20 protein-coding genes are annotated in these 25,299 nt (G+C 65.0%); 11 read left to right on the top strand and 9 right to left on the bottom strand.

The genetic code is table 11. The annotated features are described in order from the left end of the window. The first annotated feature begins 4 nt into the window (after positions 1 to 4). The 4 genes from CUR21_RS02665 to CUR21_RS02680 all read left to right on the top strand — a co-directional run bounded on the left by CUR21_RS02665 (position 5) and on the right by CUR21_RS02680 (position 3,802). The gene (locus tag CUR21_RS02665) at positions 5 to 130 is read left to right on the top strand and encodes an entericidin (RefSeq protein WP_100195468.1); all 126 of its coding nucleotides are present in this window, start codon (positions 5 to 7) and stop codon (positions 128 to 130) included. A 241-nt stretch (positions 131 to 371) separates the two neighbouring features. Continuing rightward, complete coding sequence (locus tag CUR21_RS02670) at positions 372 to 1,889, top strand: class I adenylate-forming enzyme family protein (protein WP_100195469.1); 1,518 nt, start codon at positions 372 to 374, stop codon at positions 1,887 to 1,889. After that, positions 1,886 to 2,524 carry a DsbA family oxidoreductase gene (locus CUR21_RS02675; protein WP_100195470.1) on the top strand — a complete coding sequence of 213 codons (639 nt, stop codon included), beginning with the start codon at positions 1,886 to 1,888 and terminating at the stop codon, positions 2,522 to 2,524. The genes CUR21_RS02670 and CUR21_RS02675 overlap by 4 nt, the downstream gene beginning before the upstream one ends. Positions 2,525 to 2,587: 63 nt before the next feature. Beyond that, positions 2,588 to 3,802 carry a multidrug effflux MFS transporter gene (locus CUR21_RS02680; protein ID WP_100195471.1) on the top strand — a complete coding sequence of 405 codons (1,215 nt, stop codon included), beginning with the start codon at positions 2,588 to 2,590 and terminating at the stop codon, positions 3,800 to 3,802. Positions 3,803 to 3,811: 9 nt separating this feature from the next. On the opposite strand, the gene mfd is transcribed toward CUR21_RS02680, so the two are convergent. Continuing rightward, positions 3,812 to 7,288: a transcription-repair coupling factor gene (mfd, locus tag CUR21_RS02685; RefSeq protein ID WP_100195472.1), complete on the bottom strand. Its 3,477-nt coding sequence runs from the start codon at positions 7,286 to 7,288 to the stop codon at positions 3,812 to 3,814. A gap of 56 nt (positions 7,289 to 7,344) precedes the next feature. Further along, a complete protein-coding gene (locus tag CUR21_RS02690) occupies positions 7,345 to 7,854 on the bottom strand; it encodes a component of SufBCD complex (RefSeq protein WP_232622658.1) in 510 nt (169 codons plus the stop codon). Between the two features lie 110 nt (positions 7,855 to 7,964). Here CUR21_RS02690 and hemB point away from each other — a divergent pair, with 110 nt between their 5' ends. Both hemB and CUR21_RS02700 read left to right on the top strand, forming a co-directional pair. After that, positions 7,965 to 8,972, top strand: coding sequence for a porphobilinogen synthase (gene hemB, locus CUR21_RS02695; protein ID WP_100195473.1), 1,008 nt, complete (start codon positions 7,965 to 7,967; stop codon positions 8,970 to 8,972). Between the two features lie 141 nt (positions 8,973 to 9,113). Beyond that, on the top strand, positions 9,114 to 9,677 hold the full coding sequence (locus CUR21_RS02700; RefSeq protein ID WP_100195474.1) for a YSC84-related protein: 564 nt from the start codon (positions 9,114 to 9,116) through the stop codon (positions 9,675 to 9,677). A 136-nt stretch (positions 9,678 to 9,813) separates the two neighbouring features. Here the strand turns inward: CUR21_RS02700 and CUR21_RS02705 are convergent, their stop codons facing one another. Further along, a complete protein-coding gene (locus tag CUR21_RS02705) occupies positions 9,814 to 10,677 on the bottom strand; it encodes an NAD(P)-dependent oxidoreductase (protein WP_100195475.1) in 864 nt (287 codons plus the stop codon). Between the two features lie 81 nt (positions 10,678 to 10,758). Between CUR21_RS02705 and CUR21_RS02710 the strand changes: the two genes are divergently transcribed. Both CUR21_RS02710 and CUR21_RS02715 read left to right on the top strand, forming a co-directional pair. Further along, entirely contained in the window at positions 10,759 to 13,227 is a 2,469-nt protein-coding gene (locus CUR21_RS02710) for a penicillin acylase family protein (protein WP_100195476.1), read from the top strand. Then, positions 13,224 to 13,745, top strand: a complete 522-nt coding sequence (locus CUR21_RS02715) for a GNAT family N-acetyltransferase (protein WP_100195477.1) — start codon at positions 13,224 to 13,226, stop codon at positions 13,743 to 13,745. Before CUR21_RS02710 ends, CUR21_RS02715 begins: the two co-directional genes overlap by 4 nt. Here the strand turns inward: CUR21_RS02715 and CUR21_RS02720 are convergent. The 6 genes from CUR21_RS02720 to CUR21_RS02745 all read right to left on the bottom strand — a co-directional run bounded on the left by CUR21_RS02720 (position 13,742) and on the right by CUR21_RS02745 (position 21,492). Beyond that, positions 13,742 to 14,737: a tellurium resistance protein gene (locus tag CUR21_RS02720; protein ID WP_100195617.1), complete on the bottom strand. Its 996-nt coding sequence runs from the start codon at positions 14,735 to 14,737 to the stop codon at positions 13,742 to 13,744. The two genes, CUR21_RS02715 and CUR21_RS02720, sit on opposite strands and share 4 nt — an antisense overlap. A gap of 130 nt (positions 14,738 to 14,867) precedes the next feature. Then, complete coding sequence (locus CUR21_RS02725; RefSeq protein WP_100195478.1) at positions 14,868 to 15,953, bottom strand: ABC transporter ATP-binding protein; 1,086 nt, start codon at positions 15,951 to 15,953, stop codon at positions 14,868 to 14,870. A 15-nt stretch (positions 15,954 to 15,968) separates the two neighbouring features. Then, the gene (locus tag CUR21_RS02730; RefSeq protein ID WP_232622659.1) at positions 15,969 to 17,603 is read right to left on the bottom strand and encodes an alpha-amylase family glycosyl hydrolase; all 1,635 of its coding nucleotides are present in this window, start codon (positions 17,601 to 17,603) and stop codon (positions 15,969 to 15,971) included. 7 nt (positions 17,604 to 17,610) lie between these two features. Continuing rightward, positions 17,611 to 18,753, bottom strand: a complete 1,143-nt coding sequence (locus tag CUR21_RS02735; RefSeq protein ID WP_100195480.1) for a carbohydrate ABC transporter permease — start codon at positions 18,751 to 18,753, stop codon at positions 17,611 to 17,613. Between the two features lie 14 nt (positions 18,754 to 18,767). After that, positions 18,768 to 20,006 (bottom strand): carbohydrate ABC transporter permease, encoded by a 1,239-nt coding sequence (locus tag CUR21_RS02740; protein ID WP_100195481.1) that lies wholly within the window; start codon positions 20,004 to 20,006, stop codon positions 18,768 to 18,770. Positions 20,007 to 20,139: 133 nt separating this feature from the next. Continuing rightward, positions 20,140 to 21,492, bottom strand: a complete 1,353-nt coding sequence (locus CUR21_RS02745; protein WP_100195482.1) for an ABC transporter substrate-binding protein — start codon at positions 21,490 to 21,492, stop codon at positions 20,140 to 20,142. Positions 21,493 to 21,828: 336 nt separating this feature from the next. Here CUR21_RS02745 and CUR21_RS02750 point away from each other — a divergent pair, with 336 nt between their 5' ends. Genes CUR21_RS02750 through CUR21_RS02760 form a run of 3 tightly spaced genes read left to right on the top strand, consistent with a single transcriptional unit; the run spans position 21,829 to position 25,257 of the window. After that, positions 21,829 to 22,857 carry a substrate-binding domain-containing protein gene (locus tag CUR21_RS02750; protein ID WP_100195483.1) on the top strand — a complete coding sequence of 343 codons (1,029 nt, stop codon included), beginning with the start codon at positions 21,829 to 21,831 and terminating at the stop codon, positions 22,855 to 22,857. Between the two features lie 52 nt (positions 22,858 to 22,909). Continuing rightward, positions 22,910 to 24,250 carry a GH1 family beta-glucosidase gene (locus tag CUR21_RS02755; RefSeq protein ID WP_100195484.1) on the top strand — a complete coding sequence of 447 codons (1,341 nt, stop codon included), beginning with the start codon at positions 22,910 to 22,912 and terminating at the stop codon, positions 24,248 to 24,250. 17 nt (positions 24,251 to 24,267) lie between these two features. Next, positions 24,268 to 25,257 (top strand): glucokinase, encoded by a 990-nt coding sequence (locus CUR21_RS02760; protein ID WP_100195485.1) that lies wholly within the window; start codon positions 24,268 to 24,270, stop codon positions 25,255 to 25,257. Positions 25,258 to 25,299: the final 42 nt, after the last annotated feature.

Here is a 25,299-nt window from a genome sequence, read left to right on the forward strand (position 1 = left end):
TGACATGCGCAAACTTTCCCTGATGGCGGCCGCCGCCGCCCTGATCGCCCTCACGGGCTGTGCCACCGTCGAAGGCATCGGCCGCGACATCTCGGGCGGTGCCAACCGCGTGGCGGGCTGGGTGGGCTAAGCCAATCCTGCCCCGGCCCACAGGTTCCGACCGGCGCAAGATGAGTATTTGGAAAAGGTGCAAGCGGAAAGGTCTTGCACCTTTCTGAAATACTCCCGCCGGAGGCTCCCACCGCAGCCGCACGTGATGCCGCCACAGATCCGGGCCCGGAATGTTCGCAGAACATTCGTCTTCCCCTGCTCGCAGGGTCACGCCTGCCTTTCTCATTGCACCGGGGCGCCGGGCGGAATAGGCAAGCGTTATGCGCTCGCTTCTGGATACCGGCCCCGCCCCTTTTGTGCCCTTGTCGTTCAACATGGCGCAGCACGTGCTGGCGCGCTCGGCCGCGCGCGCGCCCGACAAGACCGCGCTGCACATCCTCAGCCTCGACCACAGCGAAAGCTGGTCCTATGCGCAGCTCGAGGCGGCGGTCCTCGGTGTCGCCGCCGGTCTGCAAGAGAGGGGACTTCAGCCGGGCGACCGCATTCTGATGCGGCTGGGCAGTCAGATCGCTTTTCCTCTCCTGTTCCTCGGCGCCTTGGCCGCTGGCATGGTGCCGGTCGCCACCTCGGCGCAGCTCACCCAAGCCGAGATCACGCCGATGGCCGCGCGCATCGCGCCGCGCCTCATCGTCGCCAGCCCGGGCGTCGCCTTGCCCGCAGGCCAGACCTGCCCGGTGCTCAGCGATGCCGAGCTGCGCGCGATGGAGGCCTGCGCGCCCGCCGCCTATCATCAAGGCGCGGCGGACCGCCCCGGCTATATCATCTTCACCTCGGGCACCTCTGGCACGCCGATGGCGGTGGTGCATGCCCACCGGGCCATCCTTGCGCGTCAGACCATGCACCGTGCTTGGGAAGGCTTGGGCGAAAGCGACCGCCTTCTTCACGCGGGGGCCTTCAACTGGACCTATACGCTCGGCACCGGGCTGATGGACCCTTGGACCGTGGGCGCCACCGCCTTGATCCCCGCCACCGGGGTCGGTCCTGCGCATTTGGGCGCTTTGCTGGGCGACCACCACGCCAGCCTCTTTGCCGCCGCGCCGGGCGTCTTCCGCCAGATGCTGCGCACGGGGCTCCCCGCGTTGCCGCACCTGCGCCACGGCCTTTCCGCCGGAGAGAAACTCAGCCCCGAGGTTCGCGCAGGCTGGACCGCCGCCACCGGCACCCCGCTCTGCGAGGCTTTGGGCATGTCCGAGATTTCCACCTTCATCTCGGAATCGCCCGAACGCCCTGCCCCCTTGGGCGCCACCGGCTTTTTGCAACCGGGGCGGCGCATCGCAGCCCTTGGCCCGGATCTCCTGCCCGTGCCGCGCGGCACCCCCGGGCAACTGGCGATCGACCGCCGCGATCCCGGCCTCATGCTGGGCTATCTCGACGCGCCCGAGGCGACGGCGGCCCGCCTGACGCCCGAGTGGTTTCTCACCGGCGACAGCATCCGCATCGACACCAGCGATGCCATCACCTATCTGGGCCGCGACGATGACCAGATGAACGCCGGCGGTTACCGCGTCAGCCCGCTGGAAGTCGAGGCCGCCATGGCCCGCTTCCCCGGCCTCACAGAAACCGCCGTGACCGAGGTCGAGGTCAAACCCGGCGTCACCGTCATCGCCTGCTTTTACACCGCGCCCGATCCATGCGATCCGCAGGCGCTTGCCGCCCATGCCGCCGCGCATCTCGCGCGGTATAAGCAGCCGCGCCTGTTCCACCACCTGCCCGCCTTGCCGCGCGGCGCCAACAGCAAACTCAACCGCCGCGCCTTGCGCGCCCTGAGGCTTCCATGATCAAGCTTGATATCTTTTCCGACCCGGTCTGCCCTTGGTGTTATATCGGCAAGGCCAATCTGGACCGCGCGCTGGAAGCAGCGCCTGAGCATCCTTTTCAGATCGAATGGCATCCGTTCCAGCTCAACCCCGGCATGCCTGCCGAAGGCGTCGACCGCGCCGAATATCTCGAGGCGAAGTTCGGCGGCAAGGCCAAGGCGGTCGAGATTTATGCCCGCGTCGAACAGGCCGCGCGGGAGGCAGGCCTCACCATCGACTTTTCCACCATCCGCCGCATGCCCAACACGCTGAACGCACATCGCCTCATCCATTGGGCCGGGCTCGAAGGGCGGCAAACCGCCATCGTCTCGGCGCTGTTCCGGGCCTATTGGCGCGAAGGGCGCGACATCGGCCACATCCCCACGCTTGTGGACATCGCCGAAGCCGCCGGAATGGACCGCGCGCTGACCGAGCGTCTGCTGGCCACCGATGAAGATTCCGATGCGCTCAAGGCCCGCGACATCCATGCCCGCGAACGCGGCGTGACCGGCGTGCCTTGCTTCATCATTGGCAATCAATACGTCGTCTCCGGTGCGCAGCCGCCGCAGGTCTGGGCCGATGTCATCGCCGAACTGCGCGCCAACGCACAATCCTAAGGCCGTTCGCGCTGTGGCATTGCCCTTCCGCGCCTGATACCGAGGCGCGGAAAGGACACCCCCATGTCACATTCCCATCCCCCACAGCGCGCGCTTGGCCAGACCGAGTTCATCGCGCTGATCGCCATGCTTTTTGCGACCATCGCCTTTTCCATCGATGCGATGTTGCCCGCGCTGCCCGATATCGCGCTCGAGCTGTCGCCCACCGCCCCCAACAACGCCCAGTTGATCCTCACCAGCTTTGTGCTGGGCATGGGGGTGGGCACCTTCTTCGCCGGGCCGCTGTCCGACAGCTTTGGCCGCAAGACGGTGATCGTGGGTGGCGCGCTGCTCTATTGCGGCGGTGCGCTCCTTGCCTATGTCGCGCCCAGCTTGGAAACCATGCTGCTGGCCCGCGTCTTGCAAGGCCTTGGCGCCGCCGGACCGCGCGTTGTGGCGCTTGCCTTGGTCCGCGACATCCACGCAGGGCCGCGCATGGCCCGCATCGTCAGCTTTGCCATGATGATCTTCACGCTGGTGCCCGCCGTGGCCCCGCTGTTGGGACAGGTCATCATTGCGGGATTCGGCTGGCGCAGCATCTTTCTGGCCTTCCTGATGTTTTCAGCCATTTCCGTGCTTTGGCTGGTGATCCGCCAGCCCGAGACGCTGCCGCCCGCCAAGCGTCGCCCCTTCCGCGCCGCCCCCCTTTGGGCCGCCTTGCGCGAAGTGCTGTCCTTGCGCAGCATCCGCCTGTCGATCCTCGCGCAAACGCTTGCTTTCGCGGCGCTTTTCGGCACGCTTTCCTCTACCCAGCAGCTTTTCGATCAAACCTATGGCCGCGGCGAAAGCTTTCCGCTCTGGTTCGCGCTGATCGCGGTGGTGGCGGGCACCTCCTCCTTGCTCAATGCCGCTGTGGTCATGCGCTTGGGGATGCGGCGTCTGGTGCGCATCAGCTTTGCCACCCAAGCCCTTGTCTCCGGTGCATTTCTTCTGGCCTTTACCCTCAACCTCTGGCCCGAGCCCGGCGTTCTGCCGCTGGAATTCGCGGCCTATCTGGTCTGGACCATTGGCGTCTTTTTCATGATCGGCACCACGGTGGGCAACCTGAACGCGCTCGCGCTTGAACCCGTGGGCCATATCGCGGGCATGGCGGCCTCCGTCACCGGGGCGCTCTCAACCGTGTTCTCGGTGGTGCTTGCCGCGCCCGTGGGCCTCGCCTTCAACGGCACGCCCCTTCCGCTGATGCTGGGGGTGACGGTGTTTTCGGGCCTTGCCTACATGGTGGCGCGCAGACTTTAGGTCTGCGCGCTATCCCTTTGGCCGCACAATCTTTTCCGCCAAATCTCGGGCAATGGCAAAGGCGCCCTTGATCCGGTCGGCCTCGGTCTTCCAGTCGCGCATCAGCACGATCTTGTTGCCTTGCACCTTGGCGCCCACGCCTTCGGCCTTGATGAAATCCACCAATCCCGCCGGATTGCCGAACTTGTCATTGTGAAACTGGATCGTCGCGCCCTTTGGCCCGGCATCGATCCGGCTGATCCCGGCGCGTTTCGCCATCGCCTTGATCCGCACGATCAGCATCAGCGTGTTCACCTCCTTGGGCAGCGGCCCAAAGCGGTCGATCAACTCGGCAGCAAAGCCTTCAAGCTCCACCTTGGTCGCCAGACCCGACAGACGGCGATACAGCCCCAGCCGCACGTCCAGATCCACCACATAATCCTCGGGGATCATCACCGGCAGGCCCAAGTTCAACTGCGGAGACCACGCATCATCAATCGGCGCCAAGCCATTGATCTCGCCCGATTTTATCTTGGCAATCGTCTCTTCCAGCATCTGCTGATACAGCTCATACCCCACTTCCTTGATATGGCCGGATTGCTCTTCACCCAAAAGGTTCCCGGCCCCGCGCAGGTCAAGGTCATGGCTGGCAAGGTTGAACCCCGCGCCCAGATTGTCGAGCGATCCCAACAGCTTCAGCCGCTTTTGTGCCTGCGGGGTCAGCGGACTGCGCGGCTTGGTGGTCAGGTAGCAATAGGCGCGCGTCTTGCTGCGCCCGACCCGGCCCCGGATCTGATAGAGCTGGCTGAGCCCGAACATATCGCCGCGGTGAATGATCATCGTGTTGGCGGTCGGAATATCCAGACCGCTTTCCACGATCGTCGTGGCCAGCAGCACATCATATTTGCCGTCATAGAACTGGTTCATCCGGTCATCCAGATCGCCCGCCGCCAACTGGCCATGGGCGATCACGTAACTCACCTCCGGCACATGGGTTTTCAGGAATTCCTCGATCTCCGGCAGGTCGGATATGCGCGGCACCACATAGAAAGACTGCCCGCCGCGGAAGCGTTCGCGCAGCAGCGCCTCACGGATCGTCACCGTATCGAACTCGCTCACATAGGTGCGGATCGCCAAGCGGTCCACCGGCGGCGTCGCGATGATCGACAGATCGCGCACCCCCGTCAGGCTCAGTTGCAAGGTGCGCGGAATCGGCGTTGCGGTCAGCGTCAGCACATGGATCTCCGACCGCATTTCTTTCAGCCGTTCCTTGTGGCCCACGCCGAAATGCTGTTCTTCATCAATGACAAGCAGGCCAAGGTTCTTGAACTTGACCGCCTTGGCCAACAACGCATGGGTGCCCACCACGATGTCCACCGTGCCATCGGCAATCCCTGCACGGGTGGCAGCCGCTTCCTTCGCACTCACAAAGCGCGACAAAGGCCTGACAGCAATGGGAAATCCGCGAAACCGCTCGGCAAAGCTGCGGTAGTGCTGGCGGGCCAACAGCGTGGTCGGGCAGATCACCGCCACCTGCATCCCTGCCATCGCCGCGACAAAGGCCGCGCGCATCGCCACTTCAGTCTTGCCAAAACCCACGTCGCCCACCACCAGCCGGTCCATGGGCGAGCCTTTTTCCAGATCGGCCACCACATCGGCAATCGCCGCCAGCTGGTCATCGGTTTCCTGATAGGGGAAACGCGCCGCAAAAGCCTCCCAGATCGAATGCGGCGCCTCCAAGATCGGCGCATGGCGCAGCGCGCGCTCGGCCGCGATCCGCATCAGCCGATCGGCAATCTCCTTGATCCGCTCTTTCAGCTTGGCCTTCTTGGCCTGCCAAGCGCCACCGCCCAACCGGTCCAGCAACCCTTCTTCATGGCCATAGCGGCTCAGAAGCTCGATATTCTCCACCGGCAGGTAAAGCTTTGCCGCATCCGCATATTCCAGCGCCACGCATGCATGCGGCGCCCCCAGCGCCGTGATCGTCTCCAGCCCCAGATAGCGGCCCACGCCATGTTCGACATGCACCACCAGATCGCCCGGCGTCAGCGTATCGACCTCGCGCAGGAAGTTGTCGGCCTTGCGCTTGCGGCGTGGCTTGCCCACCATCCGATCGCCCAGCACATCCTGCTCGGAAATCACGGCAAGCCCCGGGGCCACGAACCCCGTCTCCAGCGCCCAGACCAGCAGGAACAGCCCGCCTCGCCCCTCGGGCACCTCGCGGAAATCCTTGATGCGCTGAAAGCCGGTTACGCCCTGATCTTGCAGCAATCCCTCAAGCCGCTCCCGCGCCCCTTCAGACCACGAGGCGATCACCACCTGAACCTCTTCGCGCAATGTGCGAATATGATCTGACAAGGCACCGAAAAGGCTGACAGATTCCTGTTGCCGCTCAGGTGCGAAACTGCGCCCCAGACGGCCCTTGGCATCCAGAACCCCCGGTCCGGGGCTTTGCGCATGCGGCGACAATTGCACCACCCGGTGCGCCTTGACCGCCGCCTCCCAGCCCGCATCATCCAGATACAGCAATCCGGGCGCCGCAGGTTTATAGACCGTATCCAGCCGCCCCTTCACGCTCATCGCTTCGCGCCGGGAATCATACGCATCCTCGATGCCTTCCCAGCGCGACAGCCGCATCGGCGTCACCTGATCGTCCAGCATCACCGCCGCATCCGGCAGATAGTCGAACAGCGTTTCCAGCCGGTCGTGGAACAGGCCCAGCCAATGCTCCATCCCCTGATGCTTGCGCCCGGCACTGACCGCTTCATACAGCGGGTCATCGGCGCCCCCCACACCGAACTCGATCCGATAGGCCTGCCGGAAACGGGTGATCGATGCCTCGTCCAGAATGACTTCCGACACGGGCGACAGATCCACCGCCCGCAGCTTCTCGACCGTGCGCTGGGTCACAGGGTCAAACCGCCGCAAGCCATCCAGCACATCGCCGAAGAAATCCAGCCGCACCGGCCCCGGATGCCCCGGCGGGAAAATATCGATGATGCCGCCGCGCACGGCATAATCCCCGGCCTCGGCCACCGTCGACACCGGCGAGAACCCCATGCGCGCCAGAAAGCCTTTCAGCTGCGCCTCGTCCACCCGCTTGCCCACCGCCGCCGTAAAGCTGCTGGCCGCCACGGTCGCGCGCGATGGCACCCGCTGCGTCGCCGCATTCACCGTGGTGAGCAGCACAAAGGGCCCCGGCAGCCCGGCCGCCAGCGCGGCCAGCGTCGCCATCCGCCGCGCGGCGATCTCGGGGTTGGGCGACACGCGGTCGTAAGGCAGGCAATCCCACGCCGGAAAGTCGAGCACCACCGCCTCGGGTGCCGTCACCGCCAGCGCCAGCCGCATCGCCTCCATCCGCTTGTCATCGCGCGCCACATGGATCACCGGCACGCTACTGCGGGTCAGCTCCCGCGCCAGCAGACGGGCATCAAAGCCCTCGGGCGCACCGCCCAGAAGAACACGGTCGCCGCGCGGGTTCAGGTCGGGGGAAGATGTCTTGCTCATGGCGCCCTTACCTACGCCCCCAAACCCGCCCGTCAAGGGCCGCCCGGGCGCCCGTCTTATCTGAGGTTCTGATACATGCCGAACAAGGCCGTCACAAAAATCGCGATCATCCCGATCAATTGCATCTTGAACCGGTGCCGCATCAGCAGCCGCACCAACGCGGCACCCTCGGGCGCATGGGTTTCCACCTGCAGCGCCAGCCGCAAGGTCAGATAGCCCACCAGCACCATCGGCGCGACCATGAACAAAAGCGCCTGCGCGAATTCCACCCCGTAGACCACCGCCAAAAGCCCCAGCAGCGTCAGCACGAAACACACGGTGCCGATCAGCCAAGCCCCGCTGCGGCGCGAGATATACAGCATTCGCCGCGCGTTGATCGCCGCCAGTGCCGCCAGATCCTGCGCCGCCTCACCGCCGTGCTTGCGCGCGCGGCTGATCATGTCCAGCGGCACGCCCAGCACCCAATGGCTCACCGAAGACCACAGAACCGCCAGCGCGATCCAGTACCACAGGCTGGAGAACGACCGCATGTCGATCAGCAGCAAGATCAGCCCATACCATTCCAAGACAGATCGCACCTTTTGCCGGAAGACGCGCACAAGGCTTGCAGCGCCGCGCCTTTCCATGGCAGGCAGAAGAAAAAGCTGCAAGCCCCTGACAAGATGCGAGCCCCTCCATGCGCCTGACCGTTGCCCCGACGCCCACGTCCCGCTTTCGGCGCCTGCGCGCCTCTCCGGCCTTGCGGGCGCTCGCGCAGGAAAACACGCTTTCGGTCCAGGATCTGATCTGGCCGGTGTTCGTGCGCGATGGTGTCGGCCTGCGCCAGCCCATCGCCTCGATGCCGGGGGTCGACAGGCTCAGCGTCGATCTGGTGGTCAAGGCGGCCGAAGAGGCGGCGTCCTTGGGCATTCCGGCACTGTGCCTCTTTCCCTACACCGATCCCGCCAAGAAAACCGAAGACTGCGCCGAGGCGTGGAACCCCGACAACCTTGCCAATCGCGCGATCCGCGCCATCAAGGATGCCGTGCCCGAGATCGCGGTGATGACCGATGTGGCGCTCGATCCCTACAATGCGCTTGGCCATGATGGTCTGGTGCGCGACGGCATCATCCTCAACGACGAAACGATCGAGGCGCTGGTGAAGATGAGCCTCGCGCAGGCCGAGGCCGGGGCCGATATCCTTGGCCCGTCCGACATGATGGATGGGCGCATCGGGGCCATGCGCTCCGCCTTGGAAGCGGCAGGCCACAAGGATGTGACGATCATGTCCTATGCCGCCAAATATGCCTCTGCCTTCTACGGCCCCTTCCGCGATGCGGTGGGCGCCAGCGGCGCGCTGAAAGGCGACAAGAAAACCTATCAGATGAACCCGGCCAACAGCCTCGAGGCCTTGCGCCTGATCGAACGCGACCTGACCGAAGGCGCCGATATGGTGATGGTGAAACCGGGGATGGCCTATCTCGACATCATCCACCGCGTCAAAGCCACGTTCGGCGCACCGACCTATGCCTATCAGGTCTCGGGCGAATATGCGATGATCCAAGCCGCCGCGCAGAACGGCTGGATCGATGGCGACCGTGTGATGCTCGAAAGCCTGATGGCCTTCCGGCGGGCAGGCTGCGACGGGGTGCTCACCTATTTCGCCCCGCAGGCCGCCCGCGCCATCCGTGCCGGGCAGGTCTGACCCGCGCCCCTGCTCGGCAATCTGCCGCCATCGCGCGGATCTTTCGATGACAGGGGCGCACAAATCCGCTATATCTCGCGCAAAGGGCCAGCAGAGCCCGATCGCCCATGGGCGTCCACGAGAGGCAGAAGGCAGGATCACATGACCGAAGCAAGCGGATTTTCCAGACGCGGTTTTCTGGCGGCGACCGGGGCCACCGGCCTTCTGGCCGCCTGTGGCAATGGGGTGGGCGGCTCTGGCGCGGCCCAGATCGACGCGCGGGTGAACTCGACCGAGCAATATCTCTACAGCAGCTTCCCCGGCACCCGGGATCTGGCCAACCGCGCCTCGGGCGTGCTCATCATGCCCTTGATCACCGAAGCCGGGCTGATCTACGGCGGCGGCTATGGCCGGGGCGCTTTGCGCGTGGGCGGGGTGACGGTGGATTACTACTCGGCGACCCGTGCCACCTTCGGCCTCCAGATCGGCGCGCAGCAATATGCTCATGCGCTGTTCTTCATGACCGAAGCGGCACTCGGCCAGTTCCGCCGCAGCCCCGGTTGGGCCGTCGGCGCCGATGTGCGCTATGCCACCCCGGCGCAAGGCGCCTCTCTGGGCAAGGAATCCACCGAAGTCGAACCGGTGATCGCGCTGGTCTTCGGTCAGCAAGGCTTCATCGCCGGGGCAACGCTCGCGGGCGTCAAATACAACCGCATCATCCCCTGATCCGGGGGGCTCCGCCCCCGCCACGATCTTTCTGCGAAAGATCAGGGGCACCGATGTTCCGCGCCGCGCCAAGGGAATGTTCGCAGAACATTCGTCTTCGCCGGATTTTCGCAGAAAATCCGTGCCCCCGCTGGCCTCAGCGCAAGCGCCGGATCAGGCTCGATGTGTCGTTGCGCCCGCCCCCCATGCGCTGCACATCCTTGTAGAATTGGTCCACCAGCGCCGTCACCGGCAGCGATGCGCCAATGTCATTGGCCGTGGCCAAGCAAATGCCCAGATCCTTGCGCATCCAGTCCACCGCGAAACCGTGGTCGAACTTGTCCTCCAGCATGGTCTTGTGGCGGTTCATCATCTGCCATGACCCGGCCGCGCCTTGGCTGATCACCTCAACCACCGCCTCGCCGTCCAGCCCGGCCTTTTCGCCAAAGGCCAGCGCCTCGGCCAAGCCTTGAACCAGCCCGGCAATGCAGATCTGGTTCATCATCTTGGCGATCTGCCCGGCGCCCGACTCGCCCAGACGGCGACAGATGCGGGCATAGGCGGCGATCACCGGTTCGGCGCGGTCATAATGCGCCTGTGCGCCGCCGCACATCACCGACAGCACGCCATTTTCGGCACCCGCCTGCCCGCCCGACACCGGCGCGTCGACAAAGCCTAAGCCCATCCCTTCGGCCATCTCCGACAGCGCGCGCGTCACCTGCGCCGACACCGTCGTGTGATCCACGAACACCGCCCCCGCGTCCATGCCCGCGAAGGCCCCGTCAGGCCCGGCACAGACCGCGCGCAGATCGTCGTCATTGCCCACACAGGCCATCACGAAATCCTGCCCTGCTGCCGCCTCCTTCGGCGTCCGCGCCGCACGCCCGCCATGTTTGGCCACCCAAGCCTCGGCCTTGGCGGCATTGCGGTTATAGACCGTCACCTCATGCCCTTTGGCCGCCAGATGCCCCGCCATCGGGAAGCCCATCACCCCCAAGCCCAGAAACGCCACTCTCGCCATCGCTCTCTCCCTGCGCATTGCCCTTTTCTCAGCAATGTCTTAGGTATCAGGCCCACCCCGGACGTCAAGAACAGGCCCCCCATGCTCAGAGTTTTCCGTTGGCTCATAAGGCTGTTGACCGGGCTTGTGGCCTTGGGCCTGCTGGTCCTGATCGGGGCCTATTACTTCTTGGAACGCTCGATCCCTGACTATTCCCAAAGCTACACGATCCCCGGCCTCTCCGCCCCGGTCGAGATCCTGCGCAACAATGACAACGTGCCCCACATCTTTGGCGCCAGCGACCCGGATGTGTTCTTCGCGCTTGGCTTTGCCCACGCCCAAGACCGGCTCTGGCAGATGACGATGCTGCGCCGCACCGCGCAAGGCCGCCTGTCGGAAGTCTTTGGCAACCGCACGCTCAAGGTGGACGAGCTTTTGCGCCGCTACGACCTCTACACCCTCTCGCTGCAATCGGTCGAGGCGCAGGATGCCCCCACCCGCGCGGCACTCGAGGCCTATGCCGCAGGCGTCAACGCCTGGATCGGGCAGATCAACGAAGGCGCGCGCGGGCGCGGCGCGCCCGAGTTCTTCTTCTTCTCCAACGAAATCGCCGCTTGGGCCCCCGCCGATTCCATCGCCATCCTCAAGCTGATGGCCTTGCAACTCTCGGGCCATCTCGAGGCCGAGGTGCGGCGCGCCCGCCTGTCGATGCTGCTGCCGGCAGAGCGCTTGCGCGACATCCTGCCCGATGATCCGGGTCAGGCCGTCACCGCCCTGCCCGATTACGCGCAGCTGGTGCCGGGCGTCACGCCGTCGACCGCGCCCTTGCGCATGGCGACGAATGACCCGCTGTCGCCTTTCCCCCGTCTCGATCTCGCGGGGGCCTCTAACGCCTGGGCGGCGGTGCCCGACCGCTCGGCCGCCGGCGGCACGCTTCTGGCCAATGATCCTCACCTTGGCTTTACCGCGCCCACCATCTGGTATCTGGCCCGGCTGGAACTGCAATCGGGCGGCGTGATCGGCGCCACCATTCCCGGCGTGCCCAGCATCTTGGCCGGGCGCTCGGCTGCCGTCGGCTGGGGCCTCACCTCGTCCTATGTCGACGATCAGGATCTGGTGATGGAAAAGCTCAACCCCGCCAATCCCGAGGAGTACGAAACCGCCGAAGGCTTCAAACCCTTCACCACCCGCCGCTCGATCATTCAGGTCAAGGACGAAGCCCCCGTCACCATCACCCTGCGCTGGTCCGAGGCGGGGCCGGTGCTGCCCGGCTCGCATTACGATCTGGCCAGCGTCACCCCCCCGGGCCATGTCGCCGCCCTGTCCTGGACCGCGCTCTCGCCCGCCGACACCACCATGACGGCGGCGCTGCGCATGATGCAGGCGGGCTCCATCGCCGAGGCCATCGCAGCGGGCGCGCTTTTCGTGGCCCCCGCCCAGAACCTGATGCTGGCCGATGCCAGCGGCATCGCGCTTCAGGTGATCGGCCATGTGCCAAACCGCGACCCCGGCCACCCGACCCAAGGCCGCATGCCCGCGCTTGGCACCAACCCTGCCAGCCGTTGGCAAGGCACCATGCCTTACGACACGAACCCGCGCGTGGAAAACCCCACCAGCGGCATCCTTGGCAACACCAACAACAAGACGGTGGATCGCCCCTTCCCCGACCACCTCTCCTTCCTCTGGGGCGATACCCAGCGCATCCAGCGCTGGCTCTCGCTCATGCGCACGCGCGAGGTGCATACCCGCGAAAGCTTTATCGAGGCGCAGCTCGATACCGTCTCGCCCACCGCCCGCGCGATCCTGCCGCTTATCGGCGCCGATCTGTGGTTCACGGGCGAGGCCGCGCCCGATGGCACGCCCGAACACCTGCGCCAGCGTGCGCTTCTCTTGCTGGCCGAATGGAACGGCGAGATGAACGAACATCTGCCCGAACCGCTGATCTACATGGCTTGGCTGCGCGCGCTGAACGACCGGCTCATCCGCGATGAGCTTGGGCCCCTGGCCGATACCATCACCCATCCCGACCCGGTCTTCATCGACCGCGTCTATCGCAACATCGATGGCGCGGGCATCTGGTGCGATGTCATCCAATCCGCCGTGGTGGAAACCTGCTCCGATCTGGCCCGCATCGCATTGGACGAGGCGCTGTTGACGCTCACCTCCACCTATGGCCCCAATCCCGAAAGCTGGCGCTGGGGGGCCGCACACGAAGCCACGCATGACCATCCCGTGCTGGGCGAGGTGCCCTTCCTGAAATGGTTCGTCAACATCCGCCAATCCACCAGCGGCGGCGATCACACGCTGATGCGCGGCCGCACCAAAGGCACCGGGCCAAACCCTTATCTCAACGTGCATGGCGCGGGCTATCGCGGCGTCTATGATTTCGCCGACCCCGACTCTTCGGTGTTTGTCATCGCCACTGGCCAATCCGGCCACCCGCTCTCGCGCCATTACGATGATCTGGGCGAACGCTGGCGGCGCGGCGATTACGTGCCGATGAGCCTCGACCCCGAGCTTGCCCGCGCCGCCGCCGTCGGCAGCACCCTGCTGCAACCGTCAAGCGAATGACCCCCGGACCCGGCCCCGACAGGATCACCACAGCCCGGCTCACCTTGCGCCGGGCCGCGCCCGAGGATCTGGACGATCTGCACCGCATCCTCTCAGACCCTCAGGCGATGGCCTTCTGGGGCGATGCGCCCTCGGCCTCGCGGCACCACAGCGCCAAAACCCTGCGCGGGCTGATGGAGTGGCAGGCAAAGCCCGATGTTTCGGATGAATATGTGCTCGACCACGGGGGCCGCGTCATCGGCAAGGCCGGGCTCTGGCAGGTGCCCGAGGTGGGGTTTTTCCTCCACCCCGACCATTGGCGCCAAGGCCTCATGGCCGAGGCTTTGCGGGCGCTGATCCCGCATTGGTTCGCGCGCCATGCCGTCCCCGCCCTCACAGCCGATGTCGACCCCGACAATGCGGCCTGCCTTGGTCTGCTCACCCGGCTTGGCTTTCACGAAACCCACCGGGCAAAGCGCACGCTTCTGATTGCGGGCCGCTGGTGTGACAGCGTCTATCTCTCCCTACCGCGCCCCTAGGCGGTGGCGGCATTGGTCCGCGCGGCCAAGGCCCCGGTCGGCCACATCCGCAGCACCCGCCACAAGATCACCGGCACCACGCCAAGCGCCAGCAGCGTGACGATCCCGCCCGCCACCGTCCAGCCGTTGATCAGCAAAGCCCCGGCAAAGGCCGCCAGCGGAAAGGTAAAAGCCCCCCACAGCGGCGTGAACCCCGCCGCACACATCCAGCGCAGCGCCAGCAAAAGCGTCAGCGCCACGGCACAGGCGACTCCCAGCATGGTATGGGCCAAGACCGTCATCCCCAGCAGTCCGGCCACACTGGCAAACAGGCTGGCGGGCGCCAGATGAATCGCCATCAGCGGGCGCAAGGGCGCGGGCGGCACCCGCTGCACGATCTGCCACAGGCTCACCCCCCAGATCCCCAGCGCCACCGGCAAGCTGGCCCACAGGATCACCGCGGCCAACCCGCCCCAGCCCAAGGGCACCGCCGCCAATGCGCCCACGATGAAGCCCACAAAGCTCAGGTGCCAGACCGGGGTGACCACCCGCCCCTCCGGCGGCGCGCGCCACAGCACCCGCAGCATCACCAGCGCCGACAGGCCGTGCAACGCCAGCCCCGCCACCAGCACCGCCTTGGCCAGCGCGGGCGCGAAAAAGCCCAACACCGCCGCGAGCGCCAAGGCCCCCACCGTGGCCGCCGCCGCCCCGGCCCGCCCGGGCAGCCTCTGCACCTCCTCCAGCAGCACCGCAGGGCGCCGCAGCAGCTTGCTCGCATAGGCCAGCGCGCAAAACAGCCACAGCCCGGCCACCAAACCCATGGCCAGATCCGCCACCCCTTCGGGCAACGCCGAACCCGCCGCCGCGCGTTTCAACGCAAGCGACAGCCCTAAAGCCCCCAGCAGCGACGGAAACACCGCGGGCGGCATCCGCGCAAACAGCGGCAGCTTGCGCGGCGGAAACTCCGGCGGGGGAAACATCTTCGGGCGCGTGCGGGCGGGCTCCATGGCCATGGCGGGGCTCTCCTCTTCCTGCTCCGCAGTCAGACCGCAAAGGCGCCCGCGCCGCAAGGGCCGCAGCGGCTTCGGCAAAGGAAAAGGCCCCGGTCTGCACCGGGGCCCTTGCGTGCGATGCGCGCGCCGCTCAGCGGTAGAGCAGACTTTGCCCTTGCGCGAACAGATGCACTTTGGCCGGGTCCGCCCCCAGCGCCACCGTCTTGTGCCTGACATCGGTATGAATGCCCGGCAGCTTGGCCACCACCTGCGCATCCGCGCCCGCGCGCTTGAAATACAGCAGCGTCACCTCGCCAAGCGCTTCGGTGATCTCCACCGCGCCGGTAAAGATCGCCGGACCGCTGGTCGCCACCAGATCCTCGGGCCGCACCCCGATATTCACCTTCAGCCCCTGATCCGCCGCCAGCGTCGGCACATTGGACACCGCCTCGCCGCCATTGGCCAGCCGCACCCGCGTCTGCGCGCCGGTGCCGATCACCTCGCCCGCCATCAGGTTCATCGCCGGGCTGCCAATGAACTGCGCCACGAATTCATTGCGCGGCCGTTCATACAGCTCCAGCGGCGTGCCGACCTGACTGATGCCACCGCCCGCCAGCACCACGATCCGGCTGGCAAGCGTCATCGCCTCCACCTGATCATGCGTCACATAGATCATGGTGGAATTGGGCATCGACTCCTTCAGCTGCGCAATCTCCAGCCGCGTCGCCACCCGCAAGGCCGCGTCAAGGTTCGACAACGGTTCGTCAAACAGGTACACCTTGGGGTCGCGCACAATGCTGCGCCCGATCGCCACCCGCTGCCGCTGCCCGCCGGAAAGCGCCTTGGGCAAACGGTCAAGGTAAGGCTCCAGCTGCAAGATCTTCGCCGCCTTCGCCACCGCCGCATCGATCTCGGCCTGTGATTTCTTGGCGATCTTCAGCGCAAAGCTCATGTTGTCGCGCACCGTCATATGCGGATACAGCGCATAAGATTGGAACACCATCGCAATGCCGCGCTGCGCCGGAGGCACCTCGTTCATCCGCGCGCCGTCAATGCTGAAATCGCCGCCGGTGATCTTCTCCAGCCCCGCAATCATCCGCAACAAGGTCGATTTGCCACAGCCCGACGGTCCGACAAACACGATCAGCTCGCCGGTCTTGATGTCCAGATTGATGTTGGACAGGACCTTGACCTCGCCATAGGCCTTTTCCACATTCTTCAGCTTCAATTCGGCCATGCCGCGTTCCCCCTCTTATACTTTCCGCATCAGGCAGAACCCCCAAGGGCCAAGCGTCACCGCCCCCCCGATGGCCGCTGTCGCCCCCAGATCCCCACCGATCGCCTCCCAATCGCCCTGCGGCAACTCGGCCTGCGCCTGCTCTGCGCCCAGATTGAAGGCGCAGAAAATCGCCTCATCGCCCCCGCGCTGAAACACCGCCAGATCGCCCGTGGCCACCAGCCCGGTCAGATCTCCGGTGCGCAACGTCTCATGCGCGCGGCGGAAGGCCAGCGCCCGGCGGTAATGCTGCAACATCGATGTCGCCTCCGCCTCCTGCACCGCCACCGCCCGGTTCAGATGCGGCGCCTTCACCGGCAACCACGGCACGCCCTCGGAAAAGCCACCATGGGCATTGTCCGCCACCCAAGTCATCGGGGTGCGGCAGCCATCGCGCCCCTTGAACTCGGGCCAGAACTCGATGCCATAAGGGTCTTGCAACTCTTCAAAGTCGATCTCCGCCTCGGGCAGACCCAATTCCTCGCCCTGATACAGGCACAAGGACCCGCGCAAGCACATCAGCAGAACCGTATAGGTGCGCGCCGCCGCCTCGCTCAACCCCCAGCGCGTGATATGGCGCACCGTGTCATGGTTGGAATAGGCCCAGCACGGCCAAGCATCCGGCGCCACCGCCGTCATCCGCGCAAAGGTGTCTTCCAACAGCGCCGCCGTCAGCCGCTTGGGCTGCAACATCTCGAACGGATAGCACATCTGCACCTTGTCCCCGCCCGAGGTATACTCGGCCATGATCTCAAGCCCGCGCTGCGCATCGCCCACCTCGCCCACGGCCGCCGCCCCATAGGGGTCAAGCACGGCGCGGAATTTTCGCAGAAAATTCGTGTTCTCCGGCTGGTTCTTGTCGAACAGATGCAGCTGATGGTTATAGGGGTTCACCCCCGGCGCGATGCTGTCATTGCGCAATTCCTTCGGCAGGCTCGGGTTGTCGCGCAGATACTTGTCGGCAAAGTAGAAGTTGATGGTGTCCAGCCGGAAACCGTTCACCCCCCGCTGCAACCAGAACCGCGCCACATCCAGCAGCGCCTCCTGCACCGGTTCGTGGTGAAAGTTCAGATCCGGCTGGCTGGTCAGGAAGTTGTGCAGGTAATACTGCTCGCGCCGACTGTCCCATTGCCAGGCCGACCCGCCGAAAATCGACAGCCAGTTGTTGGGCGGCGTGCCATCGCCCTTGGGCTCGGCCCAGACGTACCAGTCTGCCCGCGCATTGCTGCGGTTCTTGCGGCTTTCCTTGAACCACGGGTGCTGGTCGCTCGTATGCGACAGCACCAGATCGATCATCACCTTCAGGCCCAACTCATGCGCCCGTGCCACCAGCGCATCGAAATCCGACAGCGTGCCGAACATCGGGTCCACGTCGCAATAATCGCTGACGTCATAGCCGAAATCCTTCATCGGGCTGGTGAAGAACGGACTGATCCAGATCGCATCCGCCCCAAGGCGCGCGATATGGTCCAGCCGCGCGGTGATCCCCTTCAGATCCCCGATGCCATCGCCGGTGCTGTCCTGAAAGCTGCGCGGATAGATCTGATAGATCACCGCCCCCCGCCACCACTCGGCCTCTGCCCCCATCACGATTTGGTCTTGCTTGGTCATAAACGTCTCACTTCACCGAGCCGGCCAGCAGGCCGCGCACCAGATATTTCTGCATTGCAAAGAACACCAGCAACGGCACCGCGATGCTGATAAAGGCGGCCGTCGCCAGAATTTCCCAATTGCCGCCGCGCGTGCCCAAAAGCTCCACGATCTGCTTGGTCATCACCGTGGTCTGCCCGGTCGAGTCGATCAGGAACACCAAGGACACCAGCAGGTCGTTCCACGTCCACAGGAACTGGAAGATCGCGAAAGAGGCCAGCGCCGGGAAAGACAGCGGCAGAATGATCCGCGTGAAGATCTGGAAATCTGATGCTCCGTCCACCTTGGCGCATTCGATGATGTCGCGCGGCAAGCCCACCATGTAATTGCGCAAAAGATAGATCGCCAGCGGCAGGCCAAAGCCGGTATGCGCCAGCCATGTGCCCAGATACCCTTTGCCGATGCCAATGTCATTGTGCAGCTTCAAAAGCGGGATCAGCGCCAGTTGCAACGGCACCACCAACAGGCCCACGATCGCGGCAATCAACAGCGCGCGCCCCGGAAAATCCATCCATGCCAAGGCATAGGCGGCAAAGGCGGCCACCAGAATCGGAATGATCGTCGCCGGAATCGTCACCGTCAGCGTGTTGAAAAAGGCGCGTGACATGCCGTCGGTGTTGCTAGGCTCGAACAGGATCGCACGGTAGTTTTCCAGCGTGAACTCGGGCGGCGTGGTGGCGGTGCTGAAAATCCGCGGCAGCCGGGTGCCTTCGGTGGTCACCGGGCTCGACAGCACATAGGCGCCATCCTCCGCCACCGTCAGCGTCACCCCGTCGTTCAATTCCACCACATCGCCCGGCGCATTCGCCTCGGGCGCGGTAGATGTGGTCCCCCAAGCCGACAGCGTCGCATCGGTTGCGCTGAACAGCCGCCCTTCAATCACAAAGCGCCCATCCACCTCCACCTCGTCGCCGCCGACGCGGATCGCGGGAACCTGCCGCTCTTGCGTCGACAGCGCCGACCACCAGCCGGAACTGGAAATCTGATCCGCCGTGCGGAAGGACGACACGAACAGCCCCAGCGTCGGGAACAGCCACAAGGCGACCAGCACCGCCATCGAGATGTGCACCGCCCAAGTCAGGCCGGATTTCTTGCCTACGATGTTATCCATGGGTCCGGCCTTTCTCAGCGCATTTCTTTGCGGGCGTTGTAGACGTTCCAGATCAGGATCGGTGTCACCAACAGCATGATGATCATGGCCGAGGCCGAGCCCACGCCCCAGTCATTGGCGCGGAACAGCTTGTCATACATGTAATTGGCCAGAACCTGCGTCTCCCATTGCCCGTTGCTCATGGCATAGACGATGTCGAACACCTTCAGCACCACGATGGTGATGGTGGTCCAGACCACCACGATGGTGCCCATGATCTGCGGCACCTTGATCTTGAAGAAAATCTGAAACGGATTGGCCCCATCCACGATGGCCGCCTCGATGGTGTCTTCCGGCACCCCGCGCAGCGCCGCCGACAGGATCACCATGGCAAAGCCGGTCTGGATCCAGACCAGCACGATCATCAGGAAAAAGCTGTTCCAGAACGGAATCGTCAGCCATGTCTGCGGCACGCCATAAGGCAGATCCGCCCCCGCCAGCCCAAAGATCGACCGCAGCGACATGTAGATCAGCCACAGCGCCCCCGCGCCCACCAGCAGCCGCAACGGGATGGTGCCGCTGCCCACCTGTTCGCGCGCCTTCAGCATCGGGCGCACAAAGACCCAAGCGATCAAGCCAACCGCGACGGCAAAGGCCAAAAGGCCAAGGATCGGCACGATCTTCAGGAACAGCACCGACATCGGCCCGCCCTCAAAGGCCAGCCAGACCGCGTTCAGAATGCCAATCTGCTCTTGCCCCACGGGCCGCGTGTCATAGACCAGCTTCCAGATCACCGCAGCGCCGACAAAGGAAATCGCCATCGGCATGAAGATCAGCGATTTGGCCAGATTGCCCCAGCGGATGCGGTCCGAAAGCTGCGCCGCCAGCAGCCCAAAGGCGGTTGACATCGCCGGCACCACGATGAGCCACAGCATGTTGTTGCGCAAGGCTTCCCAGAACTTCGGCTCGGCCGCCATCTTGCTGTAATTGTCCAGCCCGACAAAGGCATAGCCCCCGCCCGGCACCCGCTCGGTCAGCGACAGCCGCAGCGTCTCCACCACCGGATAGGCCAGATACACCGTCAGCGCGATCAGCGCGGGCGCCAGAAACAGCCAAGGCCGGATCATCCCCGCCCGGGTGATGTTGCGCCCCGCATTCGGGCCGGTCGGCGGATACAGCACCTTGTCCAGAAACAGGTTGGAAAAATAGAAATAGCCGACGCAGCCGCCAACGCCGATGATGATGGTGATCAACCCCTGAAGTGCCGGTGACATGGCGCCTCAACCTCCCCCTTAAAGTGGTTCCCCGGTCCGTGGCCGGTAACCCGGCACTCGTTTTCGTCTCTCGCGCCGCCCCGGCGGAACGAAAAACCCCGGCGGCATGCTCTGCCGCCGGGGCTGATCGCGCTTACTTCAGGCCATCCCAAGACGACTGGATCGCATCCGCCACTTCTTGCGCGGATTTGCCGCCGGCAAAATCCACCATCCCGGTCCAGAACGAGCCTGCGCCCACGCCGCCCGGCATCAGGTCCGACCCGTCAAAGCGGAACGTGTCTGCCCCCAGCAGGATCTCACCCATGCCGCGCAGGGTGGAATCGCCGTAAAGGTCAAGGTTCACGCCCTTATGCGGTGTCAGAAAGCCCGACTGCGCCATCCACACTTCATGCGCCACCGGCACTTTCAGCCAGTCGATAAAGGCGCGCGCGGTCGGGCTGTCCTTGGTGATCGCAAACAGCGTGCCCGCGCCCAGAACCGGCTTGCCCAGATCCTTCTCGGCATAGGCCGGGAAATAGAAGAAGTCCGCATCCACCCCCATCTCGGTGCCTTCCGGGAAGAAGGACGGGATGAACGACGCCTGACGGTGCATCATGCACTGCGGCGGCGACGAGAACAAACCTTTCGGGCTGTCGCGGAAATCGGTGGTCGCCACAGCGCCCGCGCCGCCGGCCACCTTGCCTTCTTCGATGAACCAGCCGAATTCCTCGATCGCGGCCACCACCTTGGGATCGTTGAACTTCAGCTCATTGCTGACCCAAGCGTCATAATCTGCCGGCGTGTTCACGCGCAGCATCATGTCTTCCACCCAGTCGGTCGCCGGCCAGCCGGTCGCCCCGCCCGAGCCCAGACCCACGCACCACGGCGTCACGCCATCGGCCACCATCTGCTCGGTCAGCGCCTTCAGATCTTCCATCGACTCGGGCACTGCATAGCCCGCATCCTCAAAGTTCTCGGGGCTGTACCAGACCAGCGATTTCAGATCGACCTTGTAGAAAAAGCCAAACAGCGCGTCATTGCCATCCGGCCCCGGAAAGCTCGCCAGATCCACCCATGATTGACCGGCCGCGTAATTCTCGCTCAGCCATGCCGCATCTGCCTCGGTCAACGGCGCCACTTGCCCCAGACGGGCCAGATCCGCCGTCAGCCCGGGCTGCGGGAAGACCGAGATATTGGCCGCCGAACCCGCTTCGGCGTCAATGCGCACCTGCGTCTCGAAGCTGTCCGAACCCACATATTTCACATCCGCACCGGTGGCCGCCTCGAAATAGGCCAGCATCGACTCGACCAGCTCTTGGTCCGGCCCCAGCCATGGCCCGGCAATCGTCAGCTCTTGCCCGGCCAGATCGCCGTGCGCGGCTTTGAACTCTTCGAACGAGGCCCAGTTATAGGCGCCTTCGCCGATCGGAAATTTCAGGTCTTGCGCAAAGGCGCCGCCTGACAGCAAGGCCAGCGCGGCAACGCTGACGGTCAGTTTCGATTTCATGTGCAGTCCTCCCGGATGACCCCGCCCATCTTTGCGAGGCGTTGTGCCAACAGCCGCCCAAGACCGATCCCGAAGAATCGCCTTCAAACCGCTTTGGATGCCGCACCTTTGCCGATGGCCTGCCACCTGTCAATCCAAAGCGCCCGCAATGAATGCGAAGCGCCGATTTTGCAGGCGCAGCATCCTCCTGAAACGATTACGGCGGCTGCGCTTTGTCTTTGACCTCGGCGCAGCGGCTGGCTAAGGTCAGCGCCGATTGAAACCGTTTTGGGCGCGCGCAGGGCCCTTCTTTCGCCCCCGTAGCCCCCGGAACCGTCCAGCCATGACTTTGCCGCAATGAACCTCAAGGAACTCGCCTCCCGTCTCGGGTTGTCTCCCACCACCGTCAGCCGTGCGCTGAACGGCTACCCCGAGGTGAATGAAGCCACGCGCGAACGTGTCATGGCCGCGGCCAAGCGTCACAATTACCACCCCAACACCCGCGCAATCCGGCTGGCCACCGGTCGCGCCATGGCCATCGGCCATGTGATCCCCGTCGCCACGCGGCATGAAATCGTGAACCCGGTCTTTGCCGATTTCATCGCCGGGGCCGGTGAAACCTACAGCCGCAACGATTATGACATGGTGCTGTCCGTGGTCCCGGACGAGCAGGAAGAGGCCGCCTATCGCGGGCTGAAATCCAAAGGCAATGTCGATGGCGTCATCGTCCACGCGCCCAAGCTCAACGACCCGCGCATCGCGCTTTTGCACGAAATCGGCCTGCCTTTCGTGGTGCATGGCCGCGCCACGGGCGCGAGCCTGCCCTACAGCTGGCTTGATGTGAACAACCGCCGCGCCTTCCAGCGCGCCACCGAATTCCTGCTCGATCTTGGCCACAGCCGCATCGGGCTGGTGAATGGTCTGGAATTCATGGATTTCGCCATCCGCCGCCGCACCGGTTATGTCGATGCGCTCTCGGCGCGCGGCATCGCGCCCGACCCCGCCTTGATGGCCACCGATGAGATGACCGAAATCGCAGGCCACCGCGCCGCCCGCGCCATGCTCGCCCTGCCCCGCCGTCCCACCGCCTTTCTGGTCGCCTCCATGATCTCGGGCATGGGCGTGCGCCGCGCGCTGGAAGAAGCAGGCCTCCAGATGGGCCGCGACATCAGCGTCATCATCCATGACGATGACCTGAGCTATATGAAAAACGGCGATGACGTGCCGATCTTCACCGCCACCCGCTCCTCGGTGCGCGATGCAGGCCGTCTGACCGCCGAAATGCTGCTCGACATGATCGCAAGCCCCAGCCCCGGCCCGCAGCAACGCCTGCTCGAGGCCGAGCTGATCATCGGCCAGTCCACTGGCCCTTGCCCCCGGACCTGACCGCGATCAAACCCGCCTGCCCCTTTTTTCCGTCCGACCGAAAGCTCCCGCCATGACCCAGCCGCCTCGCCTCTCGCGCTTCGATTTCCCGCCCGGATTCCTCTTTGGCGCGGCCACCGCCGCATATCAGATCGAAGGCGCAGGCTTTGGGGGCTGCGGTCCTTGCCATTGGGATACCTTCGCCGCCACGCCGGGCAATGTGGTGCGCGCCGAAGATGGCGCCCGCGCCTGTGACCATTACCACCAGTGGCCCGCCGATCTTGATCTGCTGCGCGCCGCCAACATGGACGCCTATCGCTTCTCCACCTCTTGGGCGCGGGTGATGCCCAATGGGGTCACCGTCAACCCCGAAGGCTTGGATTTCTACGACCGTCTGGTCGATGGCATGTTGGCCCGGGGGCTGAAGCCGTTCCAGACGCTCTATCACTGGGAACTGCCCTCGCCGCTGGCCGATCAGGGCGGCTGGACCAACCGCGACACCGCGGCGCGCTTTGCCGATTTCGCGCAATTCATCACCGAACGCCTCGGCGACCGCGTGGCCAGCATCGCCACCATCAACGAGCCGTGGTGCGTGGCGTGGCTGTCGCATTTCATCGGCGCCCATGCCCCCGGCCAGCGTGACATCCGCGCCACCGCCCGCGCCATGCACCATATTCTTCTGGCGCATGGCATGGCGGTGGAACGTCTGCGCGGGATGGGCCAGCCCAATCTCGGCATCGTGCTCAACTTCGATTACGCACAACCCGCCACCGACAGCGCGCAGGATCAACAGGCCGCCGCGCGCTGGGACGGCATCTTCAACCGCTGGTTCATCGAAGGCATCACCCGGCAAAGCTACCCCGAGATCGTGCTCGAAGGCCTCGGGCCGCATATGCCGCAGAACTGGCAAGATGACATGCCGCTGATCGGGCAAAAGCTGGACTGGCTGGGCGTGAATTACTACACCCGCCACCTGCACGCGCACAACGCCGCCGCCCCATGGCCGCATCTGGCCGATGTGCCGGGGCCTTTGGCCAAAACCCAGATGGGCTGGGAAATCTACCCCGACGGCCTCCAGCATTTCCTCACCCGGATGGCGCGCGATTACGTGGGCGACCTGCCGATCTATGTCACCGAAAACGGCATGGCCAATGCGGATGAGCTTTCGGGCGGCGCGGTCACCGATGCGGTGCGCGAAGAGTTTCTCTTTGCGCATCTGGGCGCCACGCGGCGCGCGATTGCAGAGGGCGCCAATGTGCAAGGCTTCTTCTACTGGTCGCTTCTCGACAATTACGAATGGGCCGAAGGCTACGAGAAACGCTTTGGCCTCGTGCATGTCGATTTTGACAGCTTGGCAAGGACCCCGAAATCCTCGTATCACGCGCTCGCCCGGGCCCTCGCCCGCAACGACTGACCTCAAGGACGCCGCTTATGACCCTCGCCCTCCTCGCCGACATCGGCGGCACCAACACCCGCGTGGCACTTGCCGACGGGCCGCGCGTGCTGCCCGACACGGTCGCGCGCTTTTCCAACGCCGAGTATAAGGCGCGCGGACAGGACATCGCCAATATCCTCTCCGACTACCTGACATCGAACGGCGCCAGCGTGTCGGGCACCTGTGTCGCCGCCGCAGGCCCGGTGCAGGACGGGGTGGCCAGCATGACCAACCTCGATTGGGTGATCGACGCCGCCAAACTGCGCGCCGCCACCGGGGCCAAGCACACGGCCATCCTCAACGATCTGCAAGCCCAAGGCCAAGCGCTGGGCCATATCGCGCCCGGCAACCTGCGCCCGGTGATGCCCGCGCCGCAAGGCGGCAGCGCGCATCCGTCGGAAACCCTGCTGGTGGTGGGGCTTGGCACCGGCGTCAACGCCGCCCCCGTGCATGGCACTGGCGCGGCCCGCATCGTGCCGCCGTCGGAATGCGGCCATGTCAACATGCCGGTGCGCTCGGAAGAAGACCTGCTCTTGATGCGCTTTGTCGAATCGCTTCTGGCCAGCCGGGGCGAGGTCGCGCATTGCGGCGTGGAAGAGGTGCTGTCCGGCCGGGGTCTCATCAACCTGCACGCCTTCGCCGCCGATCAGGCCGGCGAACCTGCCGCCACCACCTCGGCGCAGGTGCTCGAAGACCTCGACAAGGGCCACCCGGTCGCGACCCATGCCGCCAGCCTCTACACGCGGATTCTGGGGCAGACGCTGGCGGATCTTGCGCTGATCCATCTGCCCTATGGCGGCATCTACCTGATCGGTGGCATGGCCCGCGCCATGACCCCGCATTTCGCGCGGCTGGGTCTGGCCGATCACTTCCGCGAAACCCGCCGGGTGGACCTGTTGCAGACCGATTTCTCGATCACCGTGGTCGAGGATGATTTTGCCGCCCTCACCGGTTGCGCCGCCTATCTCGCCGCGCAGTCCCGTTGAGCCAAAACCGATTTTTCGCAGAAAAATCGTTCTGCCTCAGGC

Origin of the sequence: Pseudorhodobacter sp. MZDSW-24AT (genome assembly GCF_002794355.1) — a bacterium.
GTDB lineage: Bacteria > Pseudomonadota > Alphaproteobacteria > Rhodobacterales > Rhodobacteraceae > Pseudotabrizicola.